Source organism: Bradyrhizobium sp. CCGUVB4N, assembly GCF_024199945.1.
Classification (GTDB): Bacteria; Pseudomonadota; Alphaproteobacteria; order Rhizobiales; family Xanthobacteraceae; genus Bradyrhizobium.
Genome location: NZ_JANADP010000001.1, coordinates 1,411,608 through 1,436,119, shown reverse-complemented (window position 1 = coordinate 1,436,119; position 24,512 = coordinate 1,411,608). Strand labels below are relative to the sequence as shown.

The window sequence follows — 24,512 nt, the reverse complement described above, 5'->3', positions numbered from 1 at the left end:
CCTCGCTATCCAAAGTTCGAAAATGCGCTTTGCTGGGTCAGGCCCGGCGTCTGCGCAGAAGGTACCAGAGCCAACGTGGCCCCGGGGTAAACGCCGGCTGAGGCTGATTTCCGCAACTGGCTGGCGAAAGGTTACTGAACGACATGGTGCATCCCCGGATGTGACATTGATGACCGTCACAAGTGCGCCTTGTGGCGCCGCCGTGTTCACGACGAACAACACGCAAGACCTGATGGAAATGTTGACCGGGACCTGGCCCACTGCCTGGCGGCTCACCAAAAATGTCGCCATCATGTCCTGCGCGCCAGGCCCGACGTTCATTTCCGTTACGGTCAATCGGCAACAGCGCCGTCTAGAGACCCAGGCTCTCATGTTAGGGAGATCAGCTTTCGAGAAGCTGACGCGTCTGAAAGCGACCCACCAATGACGATGGCAAATCTAGGAGTTCTGCCGGAAGCTGCAGCGTGCTCTCGATGTGTCTGGTCAGCTCAGGCGCGAGCACGATGCTGTGTTGAAGGGGTATGGCGAGTGCGACATCAAGCGAATTTCGCAAGCTTCGCCGGCACGATCATCAACTTCCACGATAGTGGACGTTTGAGCGGCTTGCGGCTGGTCGCAAAGGTGGGCATGCAGCGCCGCCACGCATTCATCTGCCTGCGTCCCATGCGACATGTCACGCGATACGCGCTTCCGCCCAAATTGCCGCGCGGCACCGGTCCGTGTATCGGATGCGCCGAGCGGGGTCGCTCAGCGGCCACGGGATCGACCAACTACGATGGCGCGCGCATCGATAATACGGAGCAAATGACTTGCGAGCATGACGATTTCGGCGACTTCTTCCGGATCATCCAGTGCAACATTGCGATCCGAATGCGGGTTCTTATAAGAATCGATGGCGCCGCTAAAGAGATGTGCACGCGCCCGCGAAACTCCCGGCAAGGGACGTCGGTACCACGCTGCAAGGCGCCGAGGCATCGATTTTTGGGACTCCATACATGCCTTCCGCGCCGCCGACCGCGCCGGATCTAATGATGTACGTCCCGGGCTGGCTGCACCGCGACCGACGTGCGCATCTGGAGCTCATGCGGGGCATGCACTGCATGGGCGCGTTGCCGAACGAGGACCGGCAGCAGACGAGTTTCACCATTGGTAGCGTGCCGTACACGACAACGTTGGCCCCCGTCACGTAAGCAAAACGACATTCGGGTTGACCGAAATCGAACAAGTGATTGTCGCTGACAATAGGATGCAAGCAGAAGCTGCGTCGGCTCTCGATGAGGGCCGACGTCGTCTCGAAGTCCGAGCTGCCGAGTTGGCGTTATGCCCTCGTCGTCCGCTGATGAGATGATGCTCACTGCAATGTGCGTTCGTTTAGAGCCTCTACAAAAGTTCATCAGCTGCGCAGCACACGGCGCAACCGTCGCCGTTCACTCTATGGCGAAATCCTCGACCTGCACGCGACCGCCCGTCGTCGCGCGGGATCGCGCCGCGGATCGGCATGAGCGTGAGGACAGTCGAGCGCTTGCTTGCTGCAGGCGGTGACGCTGCAGCACCGGCGGCGACCCGCAGCATCCGTCCTGGTTGATCCTTTCCGAGATTATCTGGAAAAGCGCCGGGAAGAGGGTGACGCCGCGCGGCGCCATTGTTGACCGAGGTCAAGCTCTGCGGTTTTGAAGGCAGCGAAGCGACCATCTACCGATAGACTGCCGCCCGCGCGCAAAGCTCATCGACGGCTGCGCCAAATGTGCGGTGGCAACCGCCCCCCGCATGGCTCCTGAGCAAAGAGCCTGCATGGCTCGATCATCTGGCAGCGGCATCATGGGCAGAAGCAAGTGCGTCTATGATGCGCCCCCAGACACCAGCCCTCCTCCGGCGAACGAAGCGGTTGTAGCAAGTGGCATATGGGCCGAATACCTCTGGCAGATCCCGCCATGGGGGCTCCAGATCGCAAGCCCCTGTTGGATACAGAGCCTGACTCACCACCGCAAATGCGCCGCTTCTGGCAATCATGCTTCGTGAGAGCAGCTCGGTCGGAAAGGCTTCAGTAAAAGGGTTCAGAGATCTCCCTCTTTGATCAGGTTGAAGCGAACGTCGTCAGCAATCGTTAATCAACAGCCGCTTCCTGCATATTGCCATACGAATAAAAGAGCCAGCTGCCGCCCGGAAGAAAGGGAACACACTTTCGTCACACCGAAAATGTCCCGGCACGGACCGGCCTCAACTCCAAGTGCTCAAATGGGATCGTTAGAGCGCTTGATCAGGCTGCGCGCCCGCACTGATACGATCGAGCGAAGCGACCAGCCGCGACAGCCCACTGTACGTGGTCGACGCGATTGCGATCAGTACGATCGGGCTCGTCAGCGCGTCGGAGATGCTCTGGAGGAGGCTTCCGCATCATACTCCGAGTCTGCCGGATCTGACTGTCCACCGAGATACGAGCTTGTCGATTGCTCAAACGCAGTCGGAGGCGGGGTTCTACTCAATGGGCGCATCAGCACGTCACGGGCACGTTCCAGCACTTCGCTCGGAAATTGGGTCTCGGCGGTCCTGCCAAGGCCGATATTGTCGAGCCGATTCGGAGGCACCCTCGCGACGAAGCGGCTGTTCTCCAATTCCCGAACGAAATTGGCCGACCAGTTTTGGAGTGAATTTTCTCGAAGCGTCTTCATCATCGCCTTCCAGCGTGAGCAGCGTTCAGCGAGGGGCATCTCCATGGCCTCTAAGATCGCGCGCTTTATGCCAGGGATGTCCTTCGGATCAACGAGCAATGCCTCCTTGAGTTCGTCGGCTGCGCCTGCATATTTCGACAGAACCGGCACGCCGGGATCATTCGGATCTTGCGCAGCGACATATTCTTTGACAACGAGGTTCATGCCATCACGTATCGGCGTCACCACAGCAACATGCGCGGCGCGATAGAGGCCAGCGAGCACCTTCTGGCTGACGCCCTCATCCTGATGTCTTATCGGAATCCAATCGTCCGTAGCATGACGCGCATTCGCGTCTTCGACGAGTTCGACGAACCGGTCTCGGTATTTTTGGTACATCTCAATCTTGGCGCGCGTTGGCGTTGCTACCTGCAAGAGCGAGATGCTGCCTGGCCTCTCGGTACACAGCTGATCAAAAGCCTCGATCCGCTCGTGAAGACCTTTCGTATAGTCGAGCCGGTCGACGCCAACCGCAAGCTTCTCGCCATTCAGGCCGCTCCGCAGTGAGGCGACTTTGGAATCCGATGTTGACGCTGCAGCGTACCGAGCAAACTGATCTGCATCAATGCCGATCGGAAATACCTTGCAGCGGGTGAGACCGCGGTTGGACGCCACCACACCGTCCTTGCTTCTCAGACCAAGATCGGAATGGACACAATCGAGGAAATTCCGACAGTCCCGCTCGGTGTGAAAGCCTAAAAGATCGTACGCCATCATCGATTCGATGAGCTCATCATGGTGAGGCACTCGCTGCCATACATCTGGCCCCGGCCAAGGCGTATGCAGGAAGAATCCGATTGGCCGGTCGATAGCTTTCTCACGCAGCTTGGCACCGAGTACCAGCAATTGATAGTCATGCACCCAGAACGCATCTCGGTCGCCAAACTTGAGCAACGCATTCGCCATGATCTCGTTAATCGTGTGATAGCTTTCATAATTGCGGTCAGAATTCGAAACCGAGATCCGCTCGCTGAGGGAATGCAGTGCGGGCCAGAGCGTCGAATTTGCAAAGCCGTCGTAGTAGCCCGCATATTCGGCCTCAGGCAGCTCCAGTTTCACCAGCGCGCCATTTCCGAGCTCGTGGACGGACGCTTTGTTCTGACTGGGATCGCCCGAGTTCTGACTGGGATCACCCGATGAACCCATCCAAACTGCGCCGGAATCCTCAACCACCGGGAGTAGGGCCGCGGCAAGCCCACCAGTCGCCGGCTCATTCGGCTTGCCATCCGCAACTCGGTTCGAGACGAGGACAAGGTTCATATGTCGTCCCTGGGTCGCCATGTCGGTGGGATCAGCCTGATCCGCAGACAATATGCGACGCGAGGATCCTGCACCGGCTTGACGACGTCTACTCTGTTGCGGCTCGCTCAAGTGGCGCTCGAAGATTGCTTGCTGCGCCCATTGCTCTTCCATCATGGGATGCGACGTTTCGGCGCGATTGGGGCCCAGCGGGTTGATATTCGTGTCCATCCCAGGTCCTCCGTTTGACGAGCTTTGTGATCGGAACAGCGAGTGTCCGATCTGCACTTCTGATATTATGACAGCTTTCTTTCGAGAAGCTGACGGGTCTGAAAGCGAGCCGCGACGTTGATTTCTTCCACGGTGCGTCCGGGATACGCTCGTGACCCAAGAACTGAGGGATATCGTCCGATGTCGGAGGCGGACCATAGCGAAACCTGATTGGGACGCTAAAATCTCGACTCGACATGGAGGTTCTGACTCGTTGAACTTGGCGCGACTTGACCGAAGTGGTGTCCGGTCGATGACTTGGAGGTGTGAGTCCTCGATGGACCTTGGTGATAGGAACCGTTAGCCGAACAGCAAGGGCATCGTCACGAAGCGAGACCCGCAGGAAGCTGTAAGCAAAGTACCGGCCTGACGAACAGGAGGCACATACGAAGCGTCCGCATCCGGGCGAGGAAGCCACAAAGCTTGAAGCCCAATGTCACCTAGAGACTGCGGCCGTAGATGCGACAGGTAGATAGCACGAAGGTCGCACGTCTTACCTGCGAGATCTGACAGATGATGCCGTGGATCCTGCCCTCGATCAAGGCGATCTATCTTGCCGAGAGTGCCGATGCCGCTCTGCTCAGGCTCGGAGGACTTTGAAGCCGAGTGGGGAAGCACAATTCAGCGAAGGGACGGCCTGGCGGCGGGCATGGGAGCACGTCATTCCGTTCTTCGCTTTTGCGCCGGAGATCCGCAAAATGATCGACACCACCACCGCGGTCGAGGCGCTGAACCGTTCGCTGCGCAAGATCATCGAGACGTGCGGCAGTTCTCCAACGACGAGGCGGCGATGAAGCTACTTTACTTCGCCATCAGAAATCCACGCATCCATTGGCGACGACCGGTTGCATGGACGGCCGCGAGTGGGCCAATTTGCGATCCAGTTGGGCGAGCGCTTTGCAGGCTCAGCGGACTGACCCCATGGGGTCAGTCCGCTGAGCCTGCAAACTTCTCACAAAGGCGCTCTTACGCAAAACTTCTGTCACTCCCGCGACCGCAGGCGCCGCTCAGTCCATCGAGCTGTGGTCGACCACATGACCCGCCGTGGAATTGTAGTCCGGACATCCGCAACAGAAGGGTAGCCGATGCATAGCCGCGGTACGCTTACCCCCTCGGGCGTTGCGCGACAACGAGATGCTGATCGCTTTCTAGGCCGAGCCAGCTGAGCACTTCACCGCCCATTGGAAGGTAACAACGCCCAAAAGGAACCCACGCGTAGGCGCCTTAGCTCGGTAGGGCACAAAGGCGCCGGACAACGATTCAAGCCGACGCGTCCTCTGCCACGAGGTCACCCGCGCAAACTAACAACTGCCCGTACCGGCTATCCCCAGTCGCACCGCTCAAACTCGCAGCCAGCGCCGGCTCTCACCCAACGCCCAGCGGTCCGCCTTCCGCAACCGGCAGCCGTGATGTACGCACGGAGTCGATTGCCGCATTTTTGGCGGAACGAGGCTGTGCTGTGGTTGCCGCCGCGCGGAACATGCCACGAGCTTGCAGGCCAGACTCACTCCATCTTCTGTGTGGTGATTGACGACAAATGCCGCCCGTTGGGGTCCCTGTAACGATTGGCGAGGCTTTGGAGCAAGTCCTCCATCTCCTCTGACTGAACGGTAAATTCTCCATAGTTGGGGTCAAAGAGTGTGGTTCTTCTACCCTGCGCCGCTGTCGCAACTGTGTGTGAGCCTCCTTCGGCGAAATACAAAGTGAGCAAATACTCCGATCCGTCGTTGGTGATCTTCCCAAGCATGCGCGAGACGCTCGACTGCTCGCCGAATCCGTAGACCTTCTCCTTTCCGGATGGATTCAGGCCTGCCCGCCGCAACATGCTGTTTTGTGCCTCTAAGTCTGCCTGAGAGTCTCCTAATCCCTCGAGTCGCAACTGGTCCTTGCCATCTTGATACTCCCGCTGCCGCTCAGCAGCTGAATAGTACATTTGTGATCCGGGTGTTAGCGCACTCATTCGCGTTGATGGGCTGTTGTGGAGATTGCGGAGCCACTCCGCCGTCAACCCGACGCAGATGCCGTCTACATTTGCCTCATGCAATTCGGCCGTCCTGTAGTCGAACAGGTGGGTGACCGGCCTCGCCGCAGAGGATGTACCGGGATCATGCGGATCCGTGGCCTGTGGCGTGCTGACGCAGCACCCCATTTTGTCAGGCAAATCCCCAGGTGGCAGCCTCCTCCGCGAGGTGAGATTTTGCCTGGTTCCGCCAAATGGTAGCCTTTCGAACTCCATGACAAGGGGTTGGGAAACCAGCGAAAACGACCGTATTGGCGCCGAAGACAAAGTTGCATAGGGATCCGGCACCGATCGGGACGACATGCCCGCCAATGTTTGCTGAAAGCGGTCGCTGTCCGTCGACTGAGTCGGCTCGTGAGCATGGTTGGGGAACGTGGATGGGCCACTGATTCGATTGTACATGACGATTTTCGCTTCCCTTCGGCGTCAAGTCTCTTCGCGGAGAACTGAGGCTGCTTAGGTCCGGCTGCGAATGATACTCAGACAAGCTGATCCCAAACTGACGGGCAGGTGTTGCTCGGCTTGGAGAGCATGACGAAGACCGAGCATAAAAAAGGGTATCATGGCGCGACCGAGAATCGGACGGAGCTTGGACGGGAATAGCATCGTATACAGGCAGCGCGCGACCCGTGGTGATGGCGGCCCATGTCAGGCAGAGGATCCCCTGGGACCTCGAAGACGTTTGCAGTCGAGCGATGGCGAAATAGGTTTCGCGATGGACCATAGATAGAAAGAAAGCACTGTACCTTTCGTGTCGATTTGAAGCGTATCATCCGCCGGGTCTTCGGCGAGCAAGCTAACGGGGGAGCCGGAAGATTCGGCGAAGCGCCTAATGATGCGCGCGAACTCTCGTAATTGCGCCGCGCTGATAGGTTTTTGCACGAGATCTCACACGTGCAAGGGTCGTCTCATCAACCGATTTAGGTTCAGTCCAGAATATGCAATCAGGCCCACCAGGGTCTATTCATCATTGTCGAGCGCGATACCAGCGGCGGAGTGGTCAGATTTGATGGATCGAGTGCTCGTTCCATTCCGCTCCATTTCGAGAGAGCTTGAATCGTACGTGACGTTACATTGTACGATCTCGATCGCATGAACCCGGACCAACGTTGGTTGTGACAATTCAGCCGATTGACTGCCCACTGGTGCGAGCTTCAATGGCATGGCCGACTTCTATCGCAAGAGGTGAGAGAACTGAGAAAACAATGACCAATGCCGGCGTACTGGTGAGTGGATTTTGCGCCGGCGGTTACCAAACGCCGCAGAAATATTGACATTGAGTCGGTCCTGTGCTCGACGCGCTTGCTCCGGCAGATCCGTACCCCTGCCGGGATTTCAACTGGGCGGCGGGAGGAAAGCCGCACGAGGTGGGATATCTCGATCAACCATCGTTTCGTCGTGAGCTGTGTCGCGTTATCGCCAGTCATCCGAGATCATGCATGACTGAGAACATGCATGAGTAACTCCTCATGAAGAATGTAAATCGGCGGTCCTGCGTCGGAACGCGCTTTGTTCCGGCCATTTCCGGAGAACCCAGCAAATGGTTGAATCATACCCGGAGAATATACAGAACCTGCGCGCTGCAATCCCTCCTGGCGGCAGGGTCTTGGAGATAACTACGACAACGGGCTGCGTCGTCGGATGTTCTTATTGTCCTCAGGACAAGTTCGCCGAACGGCAAAGAGCCGTGTCCCACGCAAAGCATCTTCGTCTCGAAGATTTCAAGAGCTGCCTTGCGCGCGTACCTGCAGCTGTCGACATCAGCTTTGCCGGGTACTCAGAGCCCTGGCTCAATCCGGCTTGCACCGAAATGGTTGAGCATGCCTACGCCGCTGGCCATGGCATCCGGATTTTCACGACACTTGCAGGAATGAACGAGCGCAATCTACGACGCTTGCAAGCGCTGCAATTCCGAGTTTTCCTGGTGCACGTGTTTGATGACGGCACCTACATGAACAGTCGCCTGGTCAGGCGCAAGTATGTCGATATGATGCGTCAACTGGTCGACGCAGACATTCCATCGACGCTGTTCATAGTCATGGGCGAGGTTCATCCCGAGCTTGTCGACATAATCCCCGAGCAAGCGCTGGTTCGTTCGCGTCCGCTGAGCAGCAGGGGTGGAAGCGTCGATCCAAAGATCGTTGAGGCACGACAGCCGATCGTCGGAGCGCTCACGTGCGTCGACGAACGAGAACATCGTAATGTTCTTCTCCCAAACGGCGACGTCACCCTCTGCTGCATGGATTTTGAGCGACGCCACATCCTGGGCAATCTTCTCCGCGATGAATATCAAGATCTCTTCAAAGGACCGACTTTTCGTAAGATTGTCGATCGCATGAACGGAGAGGACGGTTTTCTTCTCTGCCGGATATGTGAATTCGCTAAGCCAACGGCATTGGCATGCTGATTTGTGTGTGGGGGGCGACGCCCTGGCCTTGCGCACGACTCGCGCGAAAGTGCGTCGCTCTAACAGCCAGGCGATGACCGGGTTTCCACAAGGGCGTCCGGGGCGAGCCAAATGCGCCGATCGGTTCTCGGAACCGTTAGAATCTCTCGATGGCAAAGCGAGTGACGATTTTCTTCCATGGCCTGTTCATGGACCCGGAAGGCTTGATGGCGAAAGGTCTTCGTCCGGCCGATTTCAGAAGGCCTATCTCAAGAGGCCTATCTCAAGCGGCAGGCCTATCTCAAGCGGCTTGCGCTGAGGCTATCAAACCGTGCAACGTTAGTGGCCTATCATAACGGGCGGGTTTACGGCACAATCGCTACTCTCACCCATGCCGAACGAGATCGGCTCTATTCAGAGCCGATCGTCGCAGCCTATCGACCCGAGCCTGTCGTCGCCCGACTTGCCGACGGCACGGCAGAGCTGGCGCTCTGCTGCAATCTTCCAACGATCCCAGACGACAGGACGACCGATCCGGGCTAATTAGCTGACCTGCGGGCGATTGCGCGGAAGGTCGGCTTGCCGGAGTCATACCTGGCCAGCATTGGCGAGGACGAATAAGGGCTATGGTGGCGCGTCGCGACGGGGCTTGCGCCCACGGCAATAGCGACCGACACATCGCACTGAGGCGCTGAGCCTCATCGATTGACATGAGCCGCAATCGGGGGGGAGCGACCCAAACCTATGTAATATCCCCGCCTATCGAGATCGTCCTTACTGAAGGTGTCAAAGGCCGTGCTCGACTCCCGCTGAGCTTCCATTCCAGCGACAATGAGATGACGTTCAGCGCCGCTGCCACCCTATTGCACCAAGTGCTTTAGGGTTAGCGGCACCGTTCTTCTTCAGAGTTCTTAGCTCGCTACTTCGGTGGATTTGAACATGCTCACGCTCATTCAGGCGAGGGCGCGCTCAAGGGACTTGAATCGCACGGAACGTCATATTGTATAAGTCTCGAAGTAGGTCGCGACGGTCTGATCAGGCGTACGTTCGACGCTGGCGCTGACAGTTCTCACTAGCCGTCCTGACCTGTCCTTTATGGGCACGTCGCCATGAGGTATGGCCGATGTTCCTTGCCATAGGTGGGGCAATGACGTCCGACGCCGTTGACGTTTGTGTAGTCGGCAGTGGTGCCAGCGGCTCGATCGTCGCCCACGAGATCGCCAGAAACGGATTCCGGGTACACGTCCTCGAAGCGGGCTTGAGGCTTCCCACTGGCGCCTCATTTGCGACGGTCCAAAATGGAATTGACGCCGCCGCCCTGGTGCGCTCCCCGACCGGTACTTTGAGGCCGATCGGCTGGCCATGGACCGTGTCGGCGCTCGGTGGTGGAATGACACTCTACGCCGGCATCGCATTCCGATATCGCAAGGTTGATTTCGACGCACGAGCGCATGTCGCCCCCGATGCGCTCAACCCGGTCTGGCCCATCAACTACGACGAACTACGCCCCTATTACGAGGAGCTCGAACAGCGGATCGGGGTCGCGAGGTTGGCTGGCGCGGATCCACTCGAACCGACCAGTGATCCCGCCGTGCTGCCACCGCACAGATATAGCTTGCAGGGCAGATTGATCGCTACGGCGGGCGGACGCCTAGGCCGGCAGCCGTTCCCGACCCCACTGGCGATCAACTCGGTCCCCTACCGCGGCCGGCCGGCTTGTGACCGGTGCGGCCCGTGCAACGAACACCCATGTCCAAGCGGCGCGCGTGCCGATGCGCACTCACCATTCGCCGACGCCTGGCTGCCACCCGGCGCCCTGTCGGTTAACTTGGGCAGCAAAGCTGTGCATATCGAACTTGGCAGCACCAGCCGCGCCGATACAGTCGAATGGTTGGACACCGTCACCCGGCAACGCGCACGGGTCCACGCCCGCTGCATGGTGCTCGCTGGCAACGCGATTCAATCTGCGGCCTTGCTGCTACGCTCAGTGCAGCGAGCGGCCCCCAACGGCATCGGCAACGCCACGGGCATGGTCGGCAGGGGCATTTGTTTCAAGATCAGCGGTTACGTCTCTGGCACCATCACAATGAATCGGCTGCCTTCGCATTCGACCGGCGGACCGTTCTCCACGGTTGCGATGACGGATCACTATCTCGACAGTGATGCGCCCTCTGGCCTCGGTGGACTTATTTACGAAGCCAGTCCGGCAGATCGGGCGGCCGGCGAGGGACAGGTGCCGTTAAGAGTGCATTTCCTGGCGGCCGATCAGCCCATGCGCAGCAACGCTGTTCGACTGGCCAACAGTCGCGATCGGCTCGGTCTACCCAACATCATTCTTGAATACTGCACCCATCCGCTGGACAAGCGCCGTCTCGGCTATTTGTCCCGACGCGCATCGGACGTGCTGGCCGAGGCCGGCGCGAAAGAGATCGATTACGAGGATTCCAACTATCAGTTCGGTAGCGGCCATTTGCATGGCGGTTGTCGAGCGGGGGGTGATCCAAGAGAATCCGTGGTCGACCGCTGGGGTCGCGTGCACGATATCGACAATCTCTATGTCGCGGACGGCGGGTTCTTCCCGTATCCCGGCGGCGTCAATCCGACCTTCACCATTCAGGCGAACGCGCTGCGGATCGCTCGGAGAATCCTCACGCAGCTGGCCTGACAGGCCACGGCGATCGGAGAATTGTTGATGTTCACCAGCACACCCCACGGCACGTTGACCGCGACGGATACGCACAAATCCGCACTGCGCCGCGCGTTGCGGATCACTGCGTCGGAGAAATGGGATCTCAATCGGCGTTTTCCCCTCGTCATGAGCCATGCCTCCGGTGCGCATGTCTTTGATGTCGATGGAAGGCAATACGTGGATCTCACCTCCTGTAGCGGGGCTGCGCCGCTTGGAGCTGGATATCAACCGGTCGTAGATCATGTGACTGCAGAAATGCGTCGCACCGGCGGCATCCTGCCCGGGCCGGTGTCCGTGCATCGGATCGAGGTGGCCGAGCGGCTAGCGGAGATATTCCCGCTCGCGCAGCGCTCGATTTTTTTCCGCACTGGCTCCTGCGCCACGACCGCCGCAGTCCGCCTTGCTCGTTCGTATACCGGTGTGAACCTGGTGCTTACCAGCGGATATCACGGTTGGCACGACTGGCACTTGCAGGACCGTCCGGGGATGGGACTACCCGACCGGGACCTGGACAGTATCGACTTCCATTACGACCTTGACCTGCTCAAGAGACTGACCAGAGCGCAACGGGTCGCTGCTGTGATCATCACTCCGGAGGTCAACTTCTTTCCGCCCGAATATCACCGCGAATTGCAAAATCTCGTGCACCAATGCGGTGCCCTGCTCCTCCTGGACGAGGTGATGACGGGATTTCGCTATGGCCTCGGCGGCTATCACACCGCGATCGGGCTTGCGCCCGACCTGATCACACTCAGCAAGGGACTGGCCAACGGCATGGCGTTATCGGCCGTGGCTGGTCGGGCAGACGTGATTGGTGCCGCCGAAAAGACATACATGGGCAACACCTATCAACGCGAGATCACCCCGTTCGCTGCCGCCCTGAGCACCCTCGACGCGCTGAGCGACGGCACCGCGCTCGCCCGGATGCACCAGGTCGGCGAGGACCTCATCGATGGCCTCAACGAGGTCTTCGCCCGCCATCAGGTTCAGGCGAGCGCGTTCGCATGGCCGACCATGTTCGACGTCGTGTTTGCCAATGCCGAGCTCGGTCACACATTCTTTCAGGAAATGTGGTCGCGCGGCTTCCTCATGCAGTATGGCGGCCGTTTCATGCCGTCCGCCGCGGTCTCCGATGCCGACGTACGAGGTGCGATTGATGCCGCCGGACAGGCCCTGATGGCCGCACTGGCCCAGGTGGACGCGACTTGCGACAATCCGGATCCGATCGCCGCTGCGGTGCGGTTCGCCGGTGATCACTTCATCGCAACGCCGGACACCGTACGGCGTTGGGTCACCGCTGCGAGCCATCCATGAACACCAGCAGTCGAACAGCGGACACTGCCATGCCCAAGACCGACCTATTCTCCACCTCGCCGGTGCTGCTCGGTGGCGAGAATCGATCCGGCACTACTTTGTTGAGCGTCATGCTGGACTCCCATGCCGATCTGGTGGTCGGGCCGGAGATCGACTTCCTAGAACCACCGAACCTCGGGCCGCACATTCTCGGTGCGACCGACCTGCTCGCAGCTAACGATCCCCGGGTCAGCGGCACCACCAAAAGTGCGATCGACCCGTTCTGGTATGACGGCGCGCACTTCGTGGTACAATGCCAGCGGTTCGGCCTGAACTTTGATGACGTGCACAAGCTTGTTACCAAGGTGATGGATGAGACAGCGGGCGATATCATCTCATTCGCCGACAGATGCAGGCTGATCAACGAGATCGGTGAGTTCCGTAAGCTACGAACAGGGGCAAGTCGCTGGGGACTGAAGCTTCAACGCAAGATCACCCAAATCGACGTCTTCGCACAGCTATGGCCCGATGCGCATTTCGTGCACATCGTCCGGGATGGTCGGGACCTTGCCGCCTCGCATTTGAGAACCGTGCCAGACTGGGGTTACCGAACTGTGGCAGAGGCCGCGCACGGATGGCTTGAAGTCGTATCCCGGCCGCATCTCCTCGCGCCGCCGGCGCGCTATCTCGAGGTGCGCTACGAGGATTTGGTGACTCGCCCTCGTCCCAGCCTCATGCAGATTTTGGATCACCTGCAGCTACCCTGGGATGAAGCCGTGCTGCGGCACGCCGAACATAAGCATGCGCTGTTCGAAAGGCCGCACGGCCATCCGGCAGCCGAGTCCGCGGGCAAACCGCTGCACGCAGGCCGCCTCGGCCGATTCAGGCAGGATCTGACACTCACGGAAGTCGCGGAATTCGAGCGCATCGCCGGCGGCGAATTGGCCCGGCTGGGTTATCTGTCGACCGCGAGCCCGGCCATCGACGCATGAATCCCACCGAGATCTCCCCCCCATCTCGCGGATTACCGCGCGGCTATTTAGCGCTGCTCGTCGGGCGCACTGTGTCGGAATTGGGATCCGAAGTGACAGTGCTGGCGCTACCACTGACGGCGATCACTCTGCTGGGAGCGGGCCCTGCGCAGACCGGGTTGCTGCTCGCCTGCGGCCGGGCGCCGTATCTCGTCATTGGCCTGCTTGCCGGGGTGATCGTGGACCGCCTACCACACCGATGCATCCTGTTGACTGCCAATTTAGTGATGGCAGCAACGCTCGCAACCATTCCGCTGCTCGCTGGTCTTGGCTGGCTCGGAATGGTCCAACTGTATATGGCAACCACGCTTGTCGGGACCGCTGCGGTGATCGGCGAAGTCGCCTATCTGGCGTGCGTGCCAACCGTCGTTGATCGTGCTCGACTCGTCAGAGCGCAGAGCTCCTGGCAACTCAGCAGATCTTGCGTGGTGACCGTCGGTCCGTTTCTCGCAGGCTGGCTGATCAGCGCGTTCTCCGCGCCAACCGCGATTCTCGCCGACTCGGCCTCGTTCGTGCTGGCCACCGTCTTGCTGCCGCTGTTGCCGACACGTGCGGCCGAACCGCCGGCAACTGGATCAAGCTCAGTCATCAGTCAAATCGCGGAAGGACTGACGACCGTGTTTGGCAACCCGATTCTCCGGGCGGTGACGTTTGCGACTGGCAGCTTCATCTTCTGCTACAACGCCTATTCTGCGGTTTTTCTGCTGTATCTGACCCAACATATTGGTTTGGACGGCTGGACCACGGGCGTAGTTCTCAGCATCGGCGCGCTGGGTGGTATTGGGGGCGCGGTCACCGCAGCGTGGGCCGGCCGCGCGATCGGCCTTGGGCATGTGCTGATGGCTGCCTTGGCACTTAGCGGCGCAGGCATGACCTTGGCAGCACTGTTCACGCAGCCGCCGCCGGCAGCAGTCATTTGCGTGGCGCTGTCCCAGTTCATGCTGTCGTTTGGTCAAGAGATCTACAACGTACACCAAGTCTCCGTTCGATACGCGCTGGCTCCGCCTCGGGTGCTGGGCCGCGTCAACGCGAGCATCCGCAGCCTGGTGTGGGGGCTTGCGCCGCTAGGCGCGCTGCTTGGCGGTGTGGTCGGCGCCGGGCCTGGACTGCGGACTGCGCTAGTGGCCAGCAGCGTGCTGAGCGCGACCTCCATGCTGTGGATCTGGCGATCGCCCCTGCGCCACACCCACAGCTTGCATCTTTGATACCACGGACTGGCTGGCAGGACTGTGCATGGAGATCAACGATCTCGGGGACCTCGATTTGCGGCCGGGCCGGCTGACCTTGTGGCGCATCAGCGTGCCCGGCACGGCCAGATGGCGCCCGGACCCGCGTCGCCCGTCCTATGTTCAGGAGGAACACCTTCGCTGTTTCGAGAATGGCCGGCCAACCTGGCTGGGCGTCACGTTTGAATGGTCGGGCGAGGTCGATACGACAGCACTGAGCTCGGCGATCCTTGGCTGGGTCGACCGGCACGAGGCACTACGCTGCCGCTTCGACAGGGACGGTACTGCGATCCACCTTGCGACGGTCGGCCCGGGCGCGGCAGCACTCGATCTGGTCGAGCTCGGTGACTACGCTGATCCGGGCGAATTGGCCCGGACGCTAGAAGATGTGTTCGACACCAAAACGGAACCGCTGAGCTGGCCACCGCATGTCTTCGTAACAATCAGCCGGCCCGGATGCACCACTCTCGTCATCGCCTCCGACCACTCGGTGACAGATGCCTACTCAATGGCCTCGGTACCCTACGAGATCAGGGAACTCTACTCCGCGGCGATTCAGGGCGTGGCCCCGCGACTGGCTCCGGCGCACAGCTATCTGGAGTACGCCGTCTCCGAGCGCGCTCGTGTGAGCGATCTGACCGACGGGGATCCGGTGATCGGACACTGGCGCGAGCTAATTGCGGCCACCGGCGGTCAACTGCCCGATTTTCCGGTGTCAGTCGGTGCATTGGGCGGCGCCGCCGCCCTGCAGCAAACCAGACGGATCTGGCTATCTGACGCGGAAAGTGCAGTCAGGTTCGATCGGGCGTGCCGCGCCCAAGGCGGACATACAATGGCAGGCATGTTTGCGTGCCTGGCCTTGGCGGGAAAAGCGCTGGGCAACCAAAAGAAATTTCGCTCCGTCGCTCCCTTTCACACGCGAAACGCAACGCGATGGAAGAACTCGGTTGGGTGGTATGTCGGGATGAGCCCAGTAAGCTTCCCAGTGTCCGACACGTTCCCAGATCTACTACGATCCGTTGGACTCGAACTGAAGCGGGCCAAAGAAACCGCGCAGGTGCCTTTTTCCAAAGCGATGGAAGTGCTAGGGGCTGCATTGCGCGATCGCTTTATGGTCTCCTATATGGACGATCGGGTGGTTCCAGGGTCGGATTGCTGGGCGCGCTGGCGAACGAGATTTCTGATAAGCCGCAGCAACGACCCGCAGGAGGTCTATGTGTGGGTCAGCCGGTCACACGATGGAATCTGCTTGAATTTCCGTCACCCCGGCACGCCGACCGCCCGCAGCGCGGTGGACCGCTATTTCGCCGAAGTCACAAAGCTAGCCAACGGGATCAGCGGTGCGTTACCGCGGCCGGTCGTGGTGGACGACTGACTTGGCTGCCGGCGCACAAGAATCTCACGTTTGCCGATCGAAGAACTGGTGTTCTAGGGACGTCGTCCAAGCGTAGCTGCGTTGGAGTGATATGCGCAGTCGCGAAGAGACCGCTCAGCACGATCGCTCAGCGCGACATCGACGATCATGGAACTCTTAGGAGCGGCGAGGTCACGGTGCCGCTCCCATAACAGTGGCCGGCCCCCGTCCCCGTAACGGTGGGCCAGCGCGGGCACCGCGCTTATGATGTAGGCTAGCTTGATGTCTTCTTCTTTTTCCAGGACGCGACCATTCTGTCGCGGACTCATCAAGACGTTGCCCAGACTCCCATGGCCGACAACAAACGAGACGTTCGAGCCGCGTTTCCACATTGTCCATACGGTTTGACTGATTCCAGAAAGCCAGCCGGGCGCGCAAGGCTGGCTCACTTCGGTTGAGCGGCTTCAGGCCAATCTGAGAACTCCATCTCGAACCGACCAAATCCGGCCGGCTTGGTCGTAAAGTTGACTGCCTTTCCTGACAGCGCCGCTAGTGAGCCGGATGCGAACTTAAAGACCATCTTACCGGATGCAGCTATGCCAAGAGGTCTCTTATCCCGCATAACTAGGAGGGCGACCCCCTCCAGAAGCTGTCCAACTGCAAATCCGTCGACCGCGTGGTGAATATCGAGAGACGCTAAAGACGTCCCTTTCTGACCATCCAACTCGCTGACCGAAATCGCCGTGATCGTGGCGTCTCTCAATGGCCCGTCGGCCACGTGACAGGTATATTGAAGGCTGATGATGACGTGCTCATCCCGATCGCCCATTGGCTCTCGATCAACCCCGTCTGTCGAGCAGTCATAACGCCGGATCGTGTCCGCACGCGCTCCCCCGCTCAGCCCGAGCAAACCCAAAGCGGAACATAGTACGATCGCGAGAAAGGATGTCTTCATCCGCTTATGCCTTCGTGGGATATCCTCCGCTTGATACGTACAACTTGACGCCACGACCGATTCAAGCTCCTTCAGCCACGATGACAGAACATTGCGCGACCCGCGGCCAAGTATCCGCGCCCTTGAGTCAAGCGTCCTATAATCGGACGTTACGGAAACTCTGAATTCTGGCGCACGCCGCTATCACGGCAAAGTCGACCTCGCTGCTCTTTGGCGGTCCAACGTTGTGGCGCCTGACGTGGATGGCACGCGGGGCTTGGACAGATATGGGGAAAGCTCCGGTTGAGGATGACCTTCCCTCAGACAGCCAAAAGCCGCCCGAAAGGGGTTTGCGCAACAGTTCACAGATCTTGGGCGAAATAGCCGGTTCGAGCCTGGTGAGCACTGATCGCTTGCTACCGCGTCGGTGGCTGCGGTACGCAGGAAGCAGGGCAGCCGTCGATCTTGTCAAAAGGAAAAAATGATGAGCGGCAGAAGAACATTGCGCCAGGCTCTATTGTCGATCACGCTTACATCTTGCCTTGCCGGGAATGGGCTCGCGGCGCCCACAATTTCGGCCTACTACCTGACAGGTCCCGGAGCAGAGAAAGGCACACCGGATTACTACGCGAGTCTGGAAAATCTCAAGGAGCTCAGCGAAAAGATCGAACACGATCAGACAAATTTCAACAGCCTCGTGCTGTCATTCGTGCAGCCCAGTTTGATCAGATACACTTCGAATGATCTGACCTGCACGGGACTTTTTGGTTATACCTGTAGCAGTGACAAAGGCACAACCAAGACTGTCTCTACGGAGAACAGAGATCCGAAAGGCGACTTCGAGACTCTGAAAAGGATCGTCGCCGATCTAAAAGCCCATGGCGTGGAAACCTCCATAGCAGTCGGCGGATGGAACTTCAGTTGTTATCCCAAAATCTACGATGCGACGGCAGGAAAGAACAATTCATGCGGCCCGGAGTATGAAGCGTATGATATCTTTCCGAATCCTTCGACTGTGATTCCTCGTCCTCAATTTGAAAGCGGCATCATAGGAAGCGACGCAGATCGCGCATACAAGAACATCGTTGCGCTCGCAAATGATCTTGGGGTTACGGGCATCGATGTCGATTATGAAGAGTTCTGGCACGCCGACATCAATGCCAAGTCTTGGACGTTGACTCCCGACAATATCACGCCACCCGCACCCACCAATGATGCGATGAAAGCGGAGATGTTAGACGACAAGGCCTTGATGCAGCTTGGCATAGGAGCTGACGTATTTGACGACGCCATGAAACTCAATCCTGACAGCGACAAGGCTCCACGCGCTATGCCGTGGACGGTCGAGAAGTTCGCTGCAATTCTGAAGTCGCTGGACAACGCGATCACAAGCAACAATCGATCCTTGAATGTCAGCGTTGCAGCGCCTGCCAACGGTGGGATCCCCAATATGTCGGCTAATTGGGACACTGTCGCTCCGAACTCGGGTGCTTATGGAGGTGTATGGCGGGGCGGCAATCTTTATGGCCTGATCTACAACACCGCCCTGCTCCACAAGGCGGAGATCGACAAGTTAAGCCAGGTCGGCATTATGTCCTACGATCTTGGTGAACTGGACTGTGAGCGCACCCGTCCCCGGACCTACATTCCATGCGATCTCGTAGGACAGGCAAACTATTACTATGCGCAGTCCGCGATTTGGCTCAAAAATGGCGACGGACTGCCGGCAGATTCAAAGTTTGCAGACTTGCACGCAAAAGTCTCAGGATCGAGAACCGGCGCTCGAGCCTCAATTCAGCCCCGCAAACTCCTGATCGCGCCACCGATCACGGTCGGCTTTGAAGTGGGACAACCAGCAAGCGGGAATCTGCCACTTACCAGAGAGGATCTGACGAAGATCATTGACGAGACAATAAAGCATTCTCGGTCAGGGATCATCATGTGGGATTTATACAAAAACGTTCGCTTCGATCGAGATCAATGGAAACCGAACTGGGCTAGCCCGAAGGACGTGCTGAAGGAGGCTTGCACGAAAATGAGGCTTTCCGGACAGTATTATAACTGCGAAGCCAACATCCCAGGCTAGAGGAATTCCAGTTACTCAAGATCATATCCTGCTGCCTTGATAGAGTTTGCAGGTCCTGCCGGCGAGAATTTGCCGAAAGCGAAAACCGATAGCCCCCATAGGGCCGCGATTCCCTGCTCGGCCGTAGCTTGCCAGATTGCCTGGAGCCTTGACTGAGACCGAGTAGGATAGCGATCCTCCAGATACACATGAGTTTTGCCAAGGAGCACGCTTGGGTCACGAAGTCTTAGGCGTAAACAAGATCGGAGACCATGCCTTGAGCCCGCTTAGCGAGTACTGGCGAATGCGCACTGATCGCGAAGTGCTAACGGCGAATTCGCTCCGAGCGGCTCGCCGTCGTGCAGGGTAAGAATAAATCGTGCTTGGATCGTCACTCGAAATTGACTGAATCTCGACCCGCTGCGTCATTTCGGTTGAGCAGCTTCAGGCCAATCTGTGAACTCTATCTCGAACCGGCGAGCACCGGCGGGCTTGGTCGTAAATCTGATAGTCTTTCCGGAGAGAGCGGCCAACGAGCCGGATGCGAACTTAAACACCGTCTTACCCGAAGCTGCGATCCCATCGGTCCTGTTGTTCTCCATGACTGAGGAGCCGATCCCCTCCAAGAGCTGGCCAACTGCAAATCCTTCGAGCGCGCGGTGAACGTCGAGAGAAGCCAGGTACGTCCCTTTCTCACCGTCCCACTCGCTGACCGATATTGCCGTGATTCCTGCGTCCTTCAACGGCCCATCAGCGACACGACAGGTGTATTGAAGGCTGACAATGATGTGCTGTCCATTTCGATCGCCTACCGGCTCTCGATCCGTCCCGTCTATGGTGCAATCAAAGCGTCGGGTGGAGTCCGCGAGCGCAACCACATTCAGCCCGAGCAAACCGAAAACGGAACATAGTACAACAGTGAGAATGGCTTTTTTCATTTACGTATACTTCGCGGATATGCCTCGGTACGGTGTACAACTTGACGCCACGACCGATTCAAGAACATTTGACGCGTTGGCGCCACTTCGCCGGCGGCGATGCGATTGACGACTTGCTCTGGAGGCTGGCGGACGGGGATGGCTTCCTCGGTGAATCCGGCCAATCTAGCCTCGCCGGAGCGGCAAATGCATGGGATAAGTCCACGCTGCTCGCATGCCAATCCGTGTTCCCCGCCGCCGCATATGAGGAGCGCAATTCCGCGAAACCGCCCAGAAATCTCTAAACCATCACCACACGATCCGGATTGCATGACGGTCGCGCCATTCGGCCGCACACATTGAATGGGACGGTTCGGATCGGGCGAACGGCGTTGTGTAGCCGAACCGTTCATTGCGAATAAAATCCAGGAGAAATGGATGAAGTTAGTGAAGACCTCCGTGATCGCATGCGCCTTTTCTTCACTGCTTGCAGGGCCCGTCCTGGCGCAAGGCGTATCATCGGACGCCAAGCTGCGCGGCGTACAAAGCAAACAGATGCAGGGTACGGTGTCAGGCAGTGGGGACGAGGAGCTGAACGCGGAGCCGGGGGCCGCCGGCGAGAAGGTCGGCATGAAGCCGACCAAGGGAACGAAGGGTACGGTCAGCACGACCGGCAGCGCCGTACACAAGGGGACGGGCGACGTTTCCGCACCGGGCGGCACCGCTACCGGCAAGCGCTACTAATTCGATCATTCCAGACGTTGAACCTCCGGTCGTTCTACGGCCGGAGGTTCTTGCCAAGTCAGCTGTGGATGCTCAGTCGTCGAAGCGGCTACCGCCGCGGCCGGCCTTGATATCGCTACGGCGCTTCTTGCTGTCGAGCCGGCGCGGCGGTCGGCCGTGTTGCGCGTCGCGGGGTTGGCCGCGCCATGGCCCCGCGGAGGATCGAGGAGGCGCTCGATCGCGTCCTGGCGGTTGCGCTCCTGAGTGCGGAAGCGCCGTGCCTGAATCACGATGATGCCGTCCTTGGTCATGCGCTTGCCGGCAGTGTGGGCGCTGGATGACGGCGTCCTCGGGTGGCGTCAGCTTGCGCCTGTCGAAGCGCAGCTAGGCCAAAGTCACGACCTTGTTTACATTCTGCCCGCCCGGCCCAGAGGCGCGGACGAAGCCGACCTCGATGTCGTCCTCGTCGATGACAAGGTCGCGGGATATCCGCAGCATGATGGCACCGGTATTCCTCATGCCCGGAATCATCGGGCATGCACGGGCGCATCCTGAATGGCGCCGACGGCCGGGACAAGTCCGGCCATCGGCGGAGGAAAGCCGCCGATCAATTCGACTTAGCCGCCGGCGCGGCGGCCGGCTGTGCGGCGGCCTGCGGGGCGCGGCCGACGACGACGGTGAGCAGCCCCTGGCCCCAGAGCCGCTTGGCGGCCTGTTTGGCGTCATCCAGCGTGACGGCATCGACGATGGCGTTGCGCTTCTCGATGTAGTCGATCGGCAGCTTGTCCTGCTGATACTGCAGGAGTGCCTGCGCGAGCTTGGATGAGGTGTCGAGCGCGAGCATCTGCGAGCCCTTGAGGTAGGACTTCGCCTCGTCGAGCTCCTTCTGGGTCGGGCCGTCCTCGGCAATATGGCGCACTTCGTTCTCGATGGCATCGATGGTGTCGCCCGCGCGGTCGGCGCGGGTGCCGGTATTGCCGATAAACACGGCCGAGTGCTCCATCCAGAGCAGCGACTCGAACACCGAATAGGCGAGCCCGCGCTTCTCGCGCACCTCGCTATAGAGCCGGGACGACAGCCCGGCGCTGCCCAAGATGTGGTTGACGACGTAGGAGGCCATGAAGTTCGGATCGCTGCGCTTCACGCCGGGCCCTCCGAAGGCGATGACGGTCTGCGGCACATCGAGCGGGACGAAGGCGCGCTGCGGCGGCTTGGCCGCCTCGACGTCGACAATCGGCGTCAGCTTTGCCTTGGGCGGCAGGCTGCCGAAGGTCTGGTCGAGCAGTGTGCCGAGCGTATCGGGATCGACGTCGCCGACGACCGCGACCTTCAAGCTATCCTTGGCAAGCACCCGGCCGACATAGTCCTTCATGTCGGCGACCGTGATGGTCGGAACGCTCTCCAGCGTGCCGCTGGCCTGGCGCCCGTAGGGATGAGCGCCGAAGGCGATCTCGAGGAACTTACGGCTGGCGAGCGCCGTCGGATTGGTGGTGTCGCGGCGGAGACCCGAGATGACTTGCGAGCGGATGCGCTCGACGTCGACGGGATCGAAATGCGGCGAGGTCAGCGCCGTGTGGAGCAGCTCGAAGGCCTCGTCCTTGTTGTCGCTGAGCATGCGCAAGCTGCCGCGAAAAGTGTCGCGGGAGGCCGAGAAGCTGAGCTCGACGGCGCGGCGCTCGAGCCGCTCGTGGTAGCTCTTGGAATCGAGGTCGCCCGATCCTTCGTCGAGCAGGTCGGCAACCAAGCTGGACACGCCCGGCTTGTCCTTGGGGTCCTGCGACGCGCCGCCGGCAAAGGAATACTCCATCGCGATCAGCGGCACGGTCGCATCCTGCACGAACCAGGCCTCGATGCCGCCCGGTGAGATCAAATGCTCTATCTTGGCAGCAGCGTACGACAGCGTCGTCGCCGCGAGCGAAACGACGAGTCCGCCTGCAAGAGAGAGCGCAGTGCGTCGCGTGCAAAGGAAGAAATGAGTCACGAGCGCTTCTCCTCGCGCTTGGCCGGGGTGATGTCCTTGATCAGATAGCCGGTGACCGAGCGCTTCTTCTCCAGCCACTTTTGCGCGGCAGCGCGTACCTGTTCGGCAGTCACGGCGCGGATGCGGTCGGGCCAACTGCGAATGTCCTCGATGGACAGGCCCGTCGTCAGCGCGCCTCCATACCATTGCGCCAGCACCGCCTGACTGTCCTGGGCGTAGATCGCTCTCGCGATGAGCCGGCTCTTGACCCGTTCGAGATCCTCGGCACGGATGGGATTCTGCACGGTGTCGGCGATCACGTTGTCGATGACCTGCTCGACCTCCGCGAAGCTGACGCCCTGCTTGGGCGCGGCCGAGATCGAGAACTGGCTCGGGTCCAGCGAGATACGAGAATAGCTGGCGCCGGCGGAGACCGCGAGCGGTTTGTCGACGACAAGCGCACCGTAGAGATAGGAGTTGCTGCCGCCCCCCATCAATTGCGCGAGCACCTCGAGTGCCTCGCTCTCGCCGGGCATCGCGGCTGAGGGCACGAGATAAATGCGCTGCACGCTCGGCTGCTCGACGCGAGGATCGGACAGCGTGACGGTGCGCGGGGCGGCGGGCTCCGGCTCCTGGGGACGGGTGCGTCGTGCGGGAATAGCGGCCCGTGCCGGGATCGAGCCGAAATTGTGCTCGACCAGCGGGCGCACGTCGGCGGCTTCGACGTCGCCCGCGATCACCAGGATCGCATTGTTCGGTGCATAAAAGCGGCGGTAGAAGGCGAGCGCGTCCTCGCGATCCAAATTTTCGATCTCTCGTCGCCAACCGATGACCGGCCGTCCATAGGGGTGATTGAGGTAGAGTGCTCCCTTCATCTGCTCGTACAGCCGCGCCTCAGGGCTGTTGGCAACCCGCATGTTGTGCTCCTCGAGCACGACGTCGCGCTCGGCCAGCACGTTCTCGTCTTTCAGAACCAGCCCAGTCATCCGGTCGGCCTCGAGGTCCATCATGGTCGACAGCTGTTCGCGCGGGACGCGCTGAAAATAGGCAGTGAAATCAGTGGAGGTGAAGGCGTTTTCGCCTCCACCGACGCGATGCACGATCTGCGAAAGCTCACCGATCGCATGCTCCTCTGTGCCTTTGAACATGAGGTGTTCCAGAAAATGAGCGAGTCCGGATTTGCCCGGCGCCTCATCTGCGGAGCCTACTTTGTACCAGATCATCTGCGTCACCACTGGTGTGCGATGGTCGGGGATTACGACCACTTGCAGGCCGTTACCAAGCGCAAAGCTGGTGTGCTGCATGGAGCTCGCAAGACTCTTTTCTGATACACCAGCCATTACGAAGGCGCACGTCAGGACCCGCGCTAGAAGGCAAACGGCCGATCGCGATGAGGACGTCGGAAGTCTTGACAGCAGACGTAATAGATTTTTCGAAACGAAAGCCAGATCGCGCCGTCGAAGGGGCGCGGCATTGATTTCAAAACGGTTCGTCAACCGCTGGATCGGCATGGCTTTTTGCATGCCCCATTGCGATTGGTTTCGGATGAGAAATGTCGTCATGATCGAGGTCACTTGTCGGATGCTCCATGCTTTTGGCTAACCAATCGACAGATCGCCTTGCTCCAGGGATCTCGTCGGCCAGGCGCGTCGCCGACGAAACAAAAGCATTAGTCGTGCCAAAGGAGAAACTGCTTG

At 59.6% G+C, this 24,512-nt stretch carries 17 protein-coding genes and 2 pseudogenes; 10 read left to right on the top strand and 9 right to left on the bottom strand.

Annotation, left to right across the window (positions count from 1 at the left end):
- Positions 1–169 precede the first annotated feature (169 nt).
- Positions 170–427 carry a hypothetical protein gene (locus NLM31_RS06590; RefSeq protein ID WP_254128538.1) on the top strand — a complete coding sequence of 86 codons (258 nt, stop codon included), beginning with the start codon at positions 170–172 and terminating at the stop codon, positions 425–427.
- A gap of 320 nt (positions 428–747) precedes the next feature.
- Here NLM31_RS06590 and NLM31_RS43295 read toward each other — a convergent pair whose 3' ends face one another.
- The 3 genes and pseudogenes from NLM31_RS43295 to NLM31_RS06580 all read right to left on the bottom strand — a co-directional run bounded on the left by NLM31_RS43295 (position 748) and on the right by NLM31_RS06580 (position 4,178).
- The gene (locus NLM31_RS43295) at positions 748–975 is read right to left on the bottom strand and encodes a TIGR02391 family protein (RefSeq protein WP_375167534.1); all 228 of its coding nucleotides are present in this window, start codon (positions 973–975) and stop codon (positions 748–750) included.
- Between the two features lie 828 nt (positions 976–1,803).
- Positions 1,804–1,935: pseudogene (locus NLM31_RS06585) on the bottom strand (transposase); the annotation flags it as partial.
- A 422-nt stretch (positions 1,936–2,357) separates the two neighbouring features.
- Entirely contained in the window at positions 2,358–4,178 is a 1,821-nt protein-coding gene (locus NLM31_RS06580) for a trehalose-6-phosphate synthase (protein ID WP_254191821.1), read from the bottom strand.
- A gap of 560 nt (positions 4,179–4,738) precedes the next feature.
- On the opposite strand from NLM31_RS06580, the gene NLM31_RS06575 reads away from it, so the two are divergent.
- On the top strand, positions 4,739–5,011 hold the full coding sequence (locus tag NLM31_RS06575; RefSeq protein WP_254191820.1) for a transposase: 273 nt from the start codon (positions 4,739–4,741) through the stop codon (positions 5,009–5,011).
- 710 nt (positions 5,012–5,721) lie between these two features.
- On the opposite strand, the gene NLM31_RS06570 is transcribed toward NLM31_RS06575, so the two are convergent.
- The gene (locus NLM31_RS06570) at positions 5,722–6,366 is read right to left on the bottom strand and encodes a YopT-type cysteine protease domain-containing protein (protein ID WP_254135237.1); all 645 of its coding nucleotides are present in this window, start codon (positions 6,364–6,366) and stop codon (positions 5,722–5,724) included.
- 1,411 nt (positions 6,367–7,777) lie between these two features.
- Here NLM31_RS06570 and NLM31_RS06565 point away from each other — a divergent pair.
- The 6 genes from NLM31_RS06565 (at position 7,778) to NLM31_RS06540 (ending at position 16,237) form a co-directional block, all read left to right on the top strand.
- A complete protein-coding gene (locus NLM31_RS06565) occupies positions 7,778–8,644 on the top strand; it encodes a radical SAM/SPASM domain-containing protein (RefSeq protein WP_254128535.1) in 867 nt (288 codons plus the stop codon).
- Between the two features lie 1,126 nt (positions 8,645–9,770).
- On the top strand, positions 9,771–11,288 hold the full coding sequence (locus tag NLM31_RS06560) for a GMC oxidoreductase (protein ID WP_254191819.1): 1,518 nt from the start codon (positions 9,771–9,773) through the stop codon (positions 11,286–11,288).
- 27 nt (positions 11,289–11,315) lie between these two features.
- Complete coding sequence (locus NLM31_RS06555; protein WP_254191818.1) at positions 11,316–12,626, top strand: aminotransferase class III-fold pyridoxal phosphate-dependent enzyme; 1,311 nt, start codon at positions 11,316–11,318, stop codon at positions 12,624–12,626.
- Positions 12,627–12,655: 29 nt separating this feature from the next.
- The gene (locus tag NLM31_RS06550) at positions 12,656–13,597 is read left to right on the top strand and encodes a sulfotransferase (protein WP_254191817.1); all 942 of its coding nucleotides are present in this window, start codon (positions 12,656–12,658) and stop codon (positions 13,595–13,597) included.
- The gene (locus NLM31_RS06545; RefSeq protein ID WP_254191816.1) at positions 13,594–14,841 is read left to right on the top strand and encodes an MFS transporter; all 1,248 of its coding nucleotides are present in this window, start codon (positions 13,594–13,596) and stop codon (positions 14,839–14,841) included. The genes NLM31_RS06550 and NLM31_RS06545 overlap by 4 nt, the downstream gene beginning before the upstream one ends.
- Before the next feature lie 28 nt (positions 14,842–14,869).
- Positions 14,870–16,237, top strand: coding sequence for a condensation domain-containing protein (locus tag NLM31_RS06540; RefSeq protein WP_254191815.1), 1,368 nt, complete (start codon positions 14,870–14,872; stop codon positions 16,235–16,237).
- Positions 16,238–16,661: 424 nt separating this feature from the next.
- Here the strand turns inward: NLM31_RS06540 and NLM31_RS06535 are convergent, their stop codons facing one another.
- Positions 16,662–17,171, bottom strand: a complete 510-nt coding sequence (locus NLM31_RS06535) for a hypothetical protein (protein ID WP_254128529.1) — start codon at positions 17,169–17,171, stop codon at positions 16,662–16,664.
- A 463-nt stretch (positions 17,172–17,634) separates the two neighbouring features.
- Between NLM31_RS06535 and NLM31_RS06530 the strand changes: the two genes are divergently transcribed.
- Positions 17,635–19,236, top strand: a complete 1,602-nt coding sequence (locus NLM31_RS06530; protein WP_254191814.1) for a glycosyl hydrolase family 18 protein — start codon at positions 17,635–17,637, stop codon at positions 19,234–19,236.
- A gap of 404 nt (positions 19,237–19,640) precedes the next feature.
- Here NLM31_RS06530 and NLM31_RS06525 read toward each other — a convergent pair whose 3' ends face one another.
- On the bottom strand, positions 19,641–20,153 hold the full coding sequence (locus NLM31_RS06525; RefSeq protein ID WP_254191813.1) for a hypothetical protein: 513 nt from the start codon (positions 20,151–20,153) through the stop codon (positions 19,641–19,643).
- 417 nt (positions 20,154–20,570) lie between these two features.
- On the opposite strand from NLM31_RS06525, the gene NLM31_RS06520 reads away from it, so the two are divergent.
- Complete coding sequence (locus NLM31_RS06520; protein ID WP_254128526.1) at positions 20,571–20,876, top strand: hypothetical protein; 306 nt, start codon at positions 20,571–20,573, stop codon at positions 20,874–20,876.
- A 72-nt stretch (positions 20,877–20,948) separates the two neighbouring features.
- On the opposite strand, the pseudogene arfB reads toward NLM31_RS06520, so the two are convergent.
- From arfB to NLM31_RS06505, 3 genes and pseudogenes are all read right to left on the bottom strand, one after another.
- A pseudogene (gene arfB, locus NLM31_RS06515) lies at positions 20,949–21,353 on the bottom strand (alternative ribosome rescue aminoacyl-tRNA hydrolase ArfB).
- Between the two features lie 109 nt (positions 21,354–21,462).
- Positions 21,463–22,836, bottom strand: coding sequence for a pitrilysin family protein (locus NLM31_RS06510; RefSeq protein ID WP_254128525.1), 1,374 nt, complete (start codon positions 22,834–22,836; stop codon positions 21,463–21,465).
- Positions 22,833–24,155 (bottom strand): pitrilysin family protein, encoded by a 1,323-nt coding sequence (locus tag NLM31_RS06505; RefSeq protein ID WP_254196142.1) that lies wholly within the window; start codon positions 24,153–24,155, stop codon positions 22,833–22,835. The genes NLM31_RS06510 and NLM31_RS06505 overlap by 4 nt, the downstream gene beginning before the upstream one ends.
- Between the last annotated feature and the right edge of the window lie 357 nt (positions 24,156–24,512).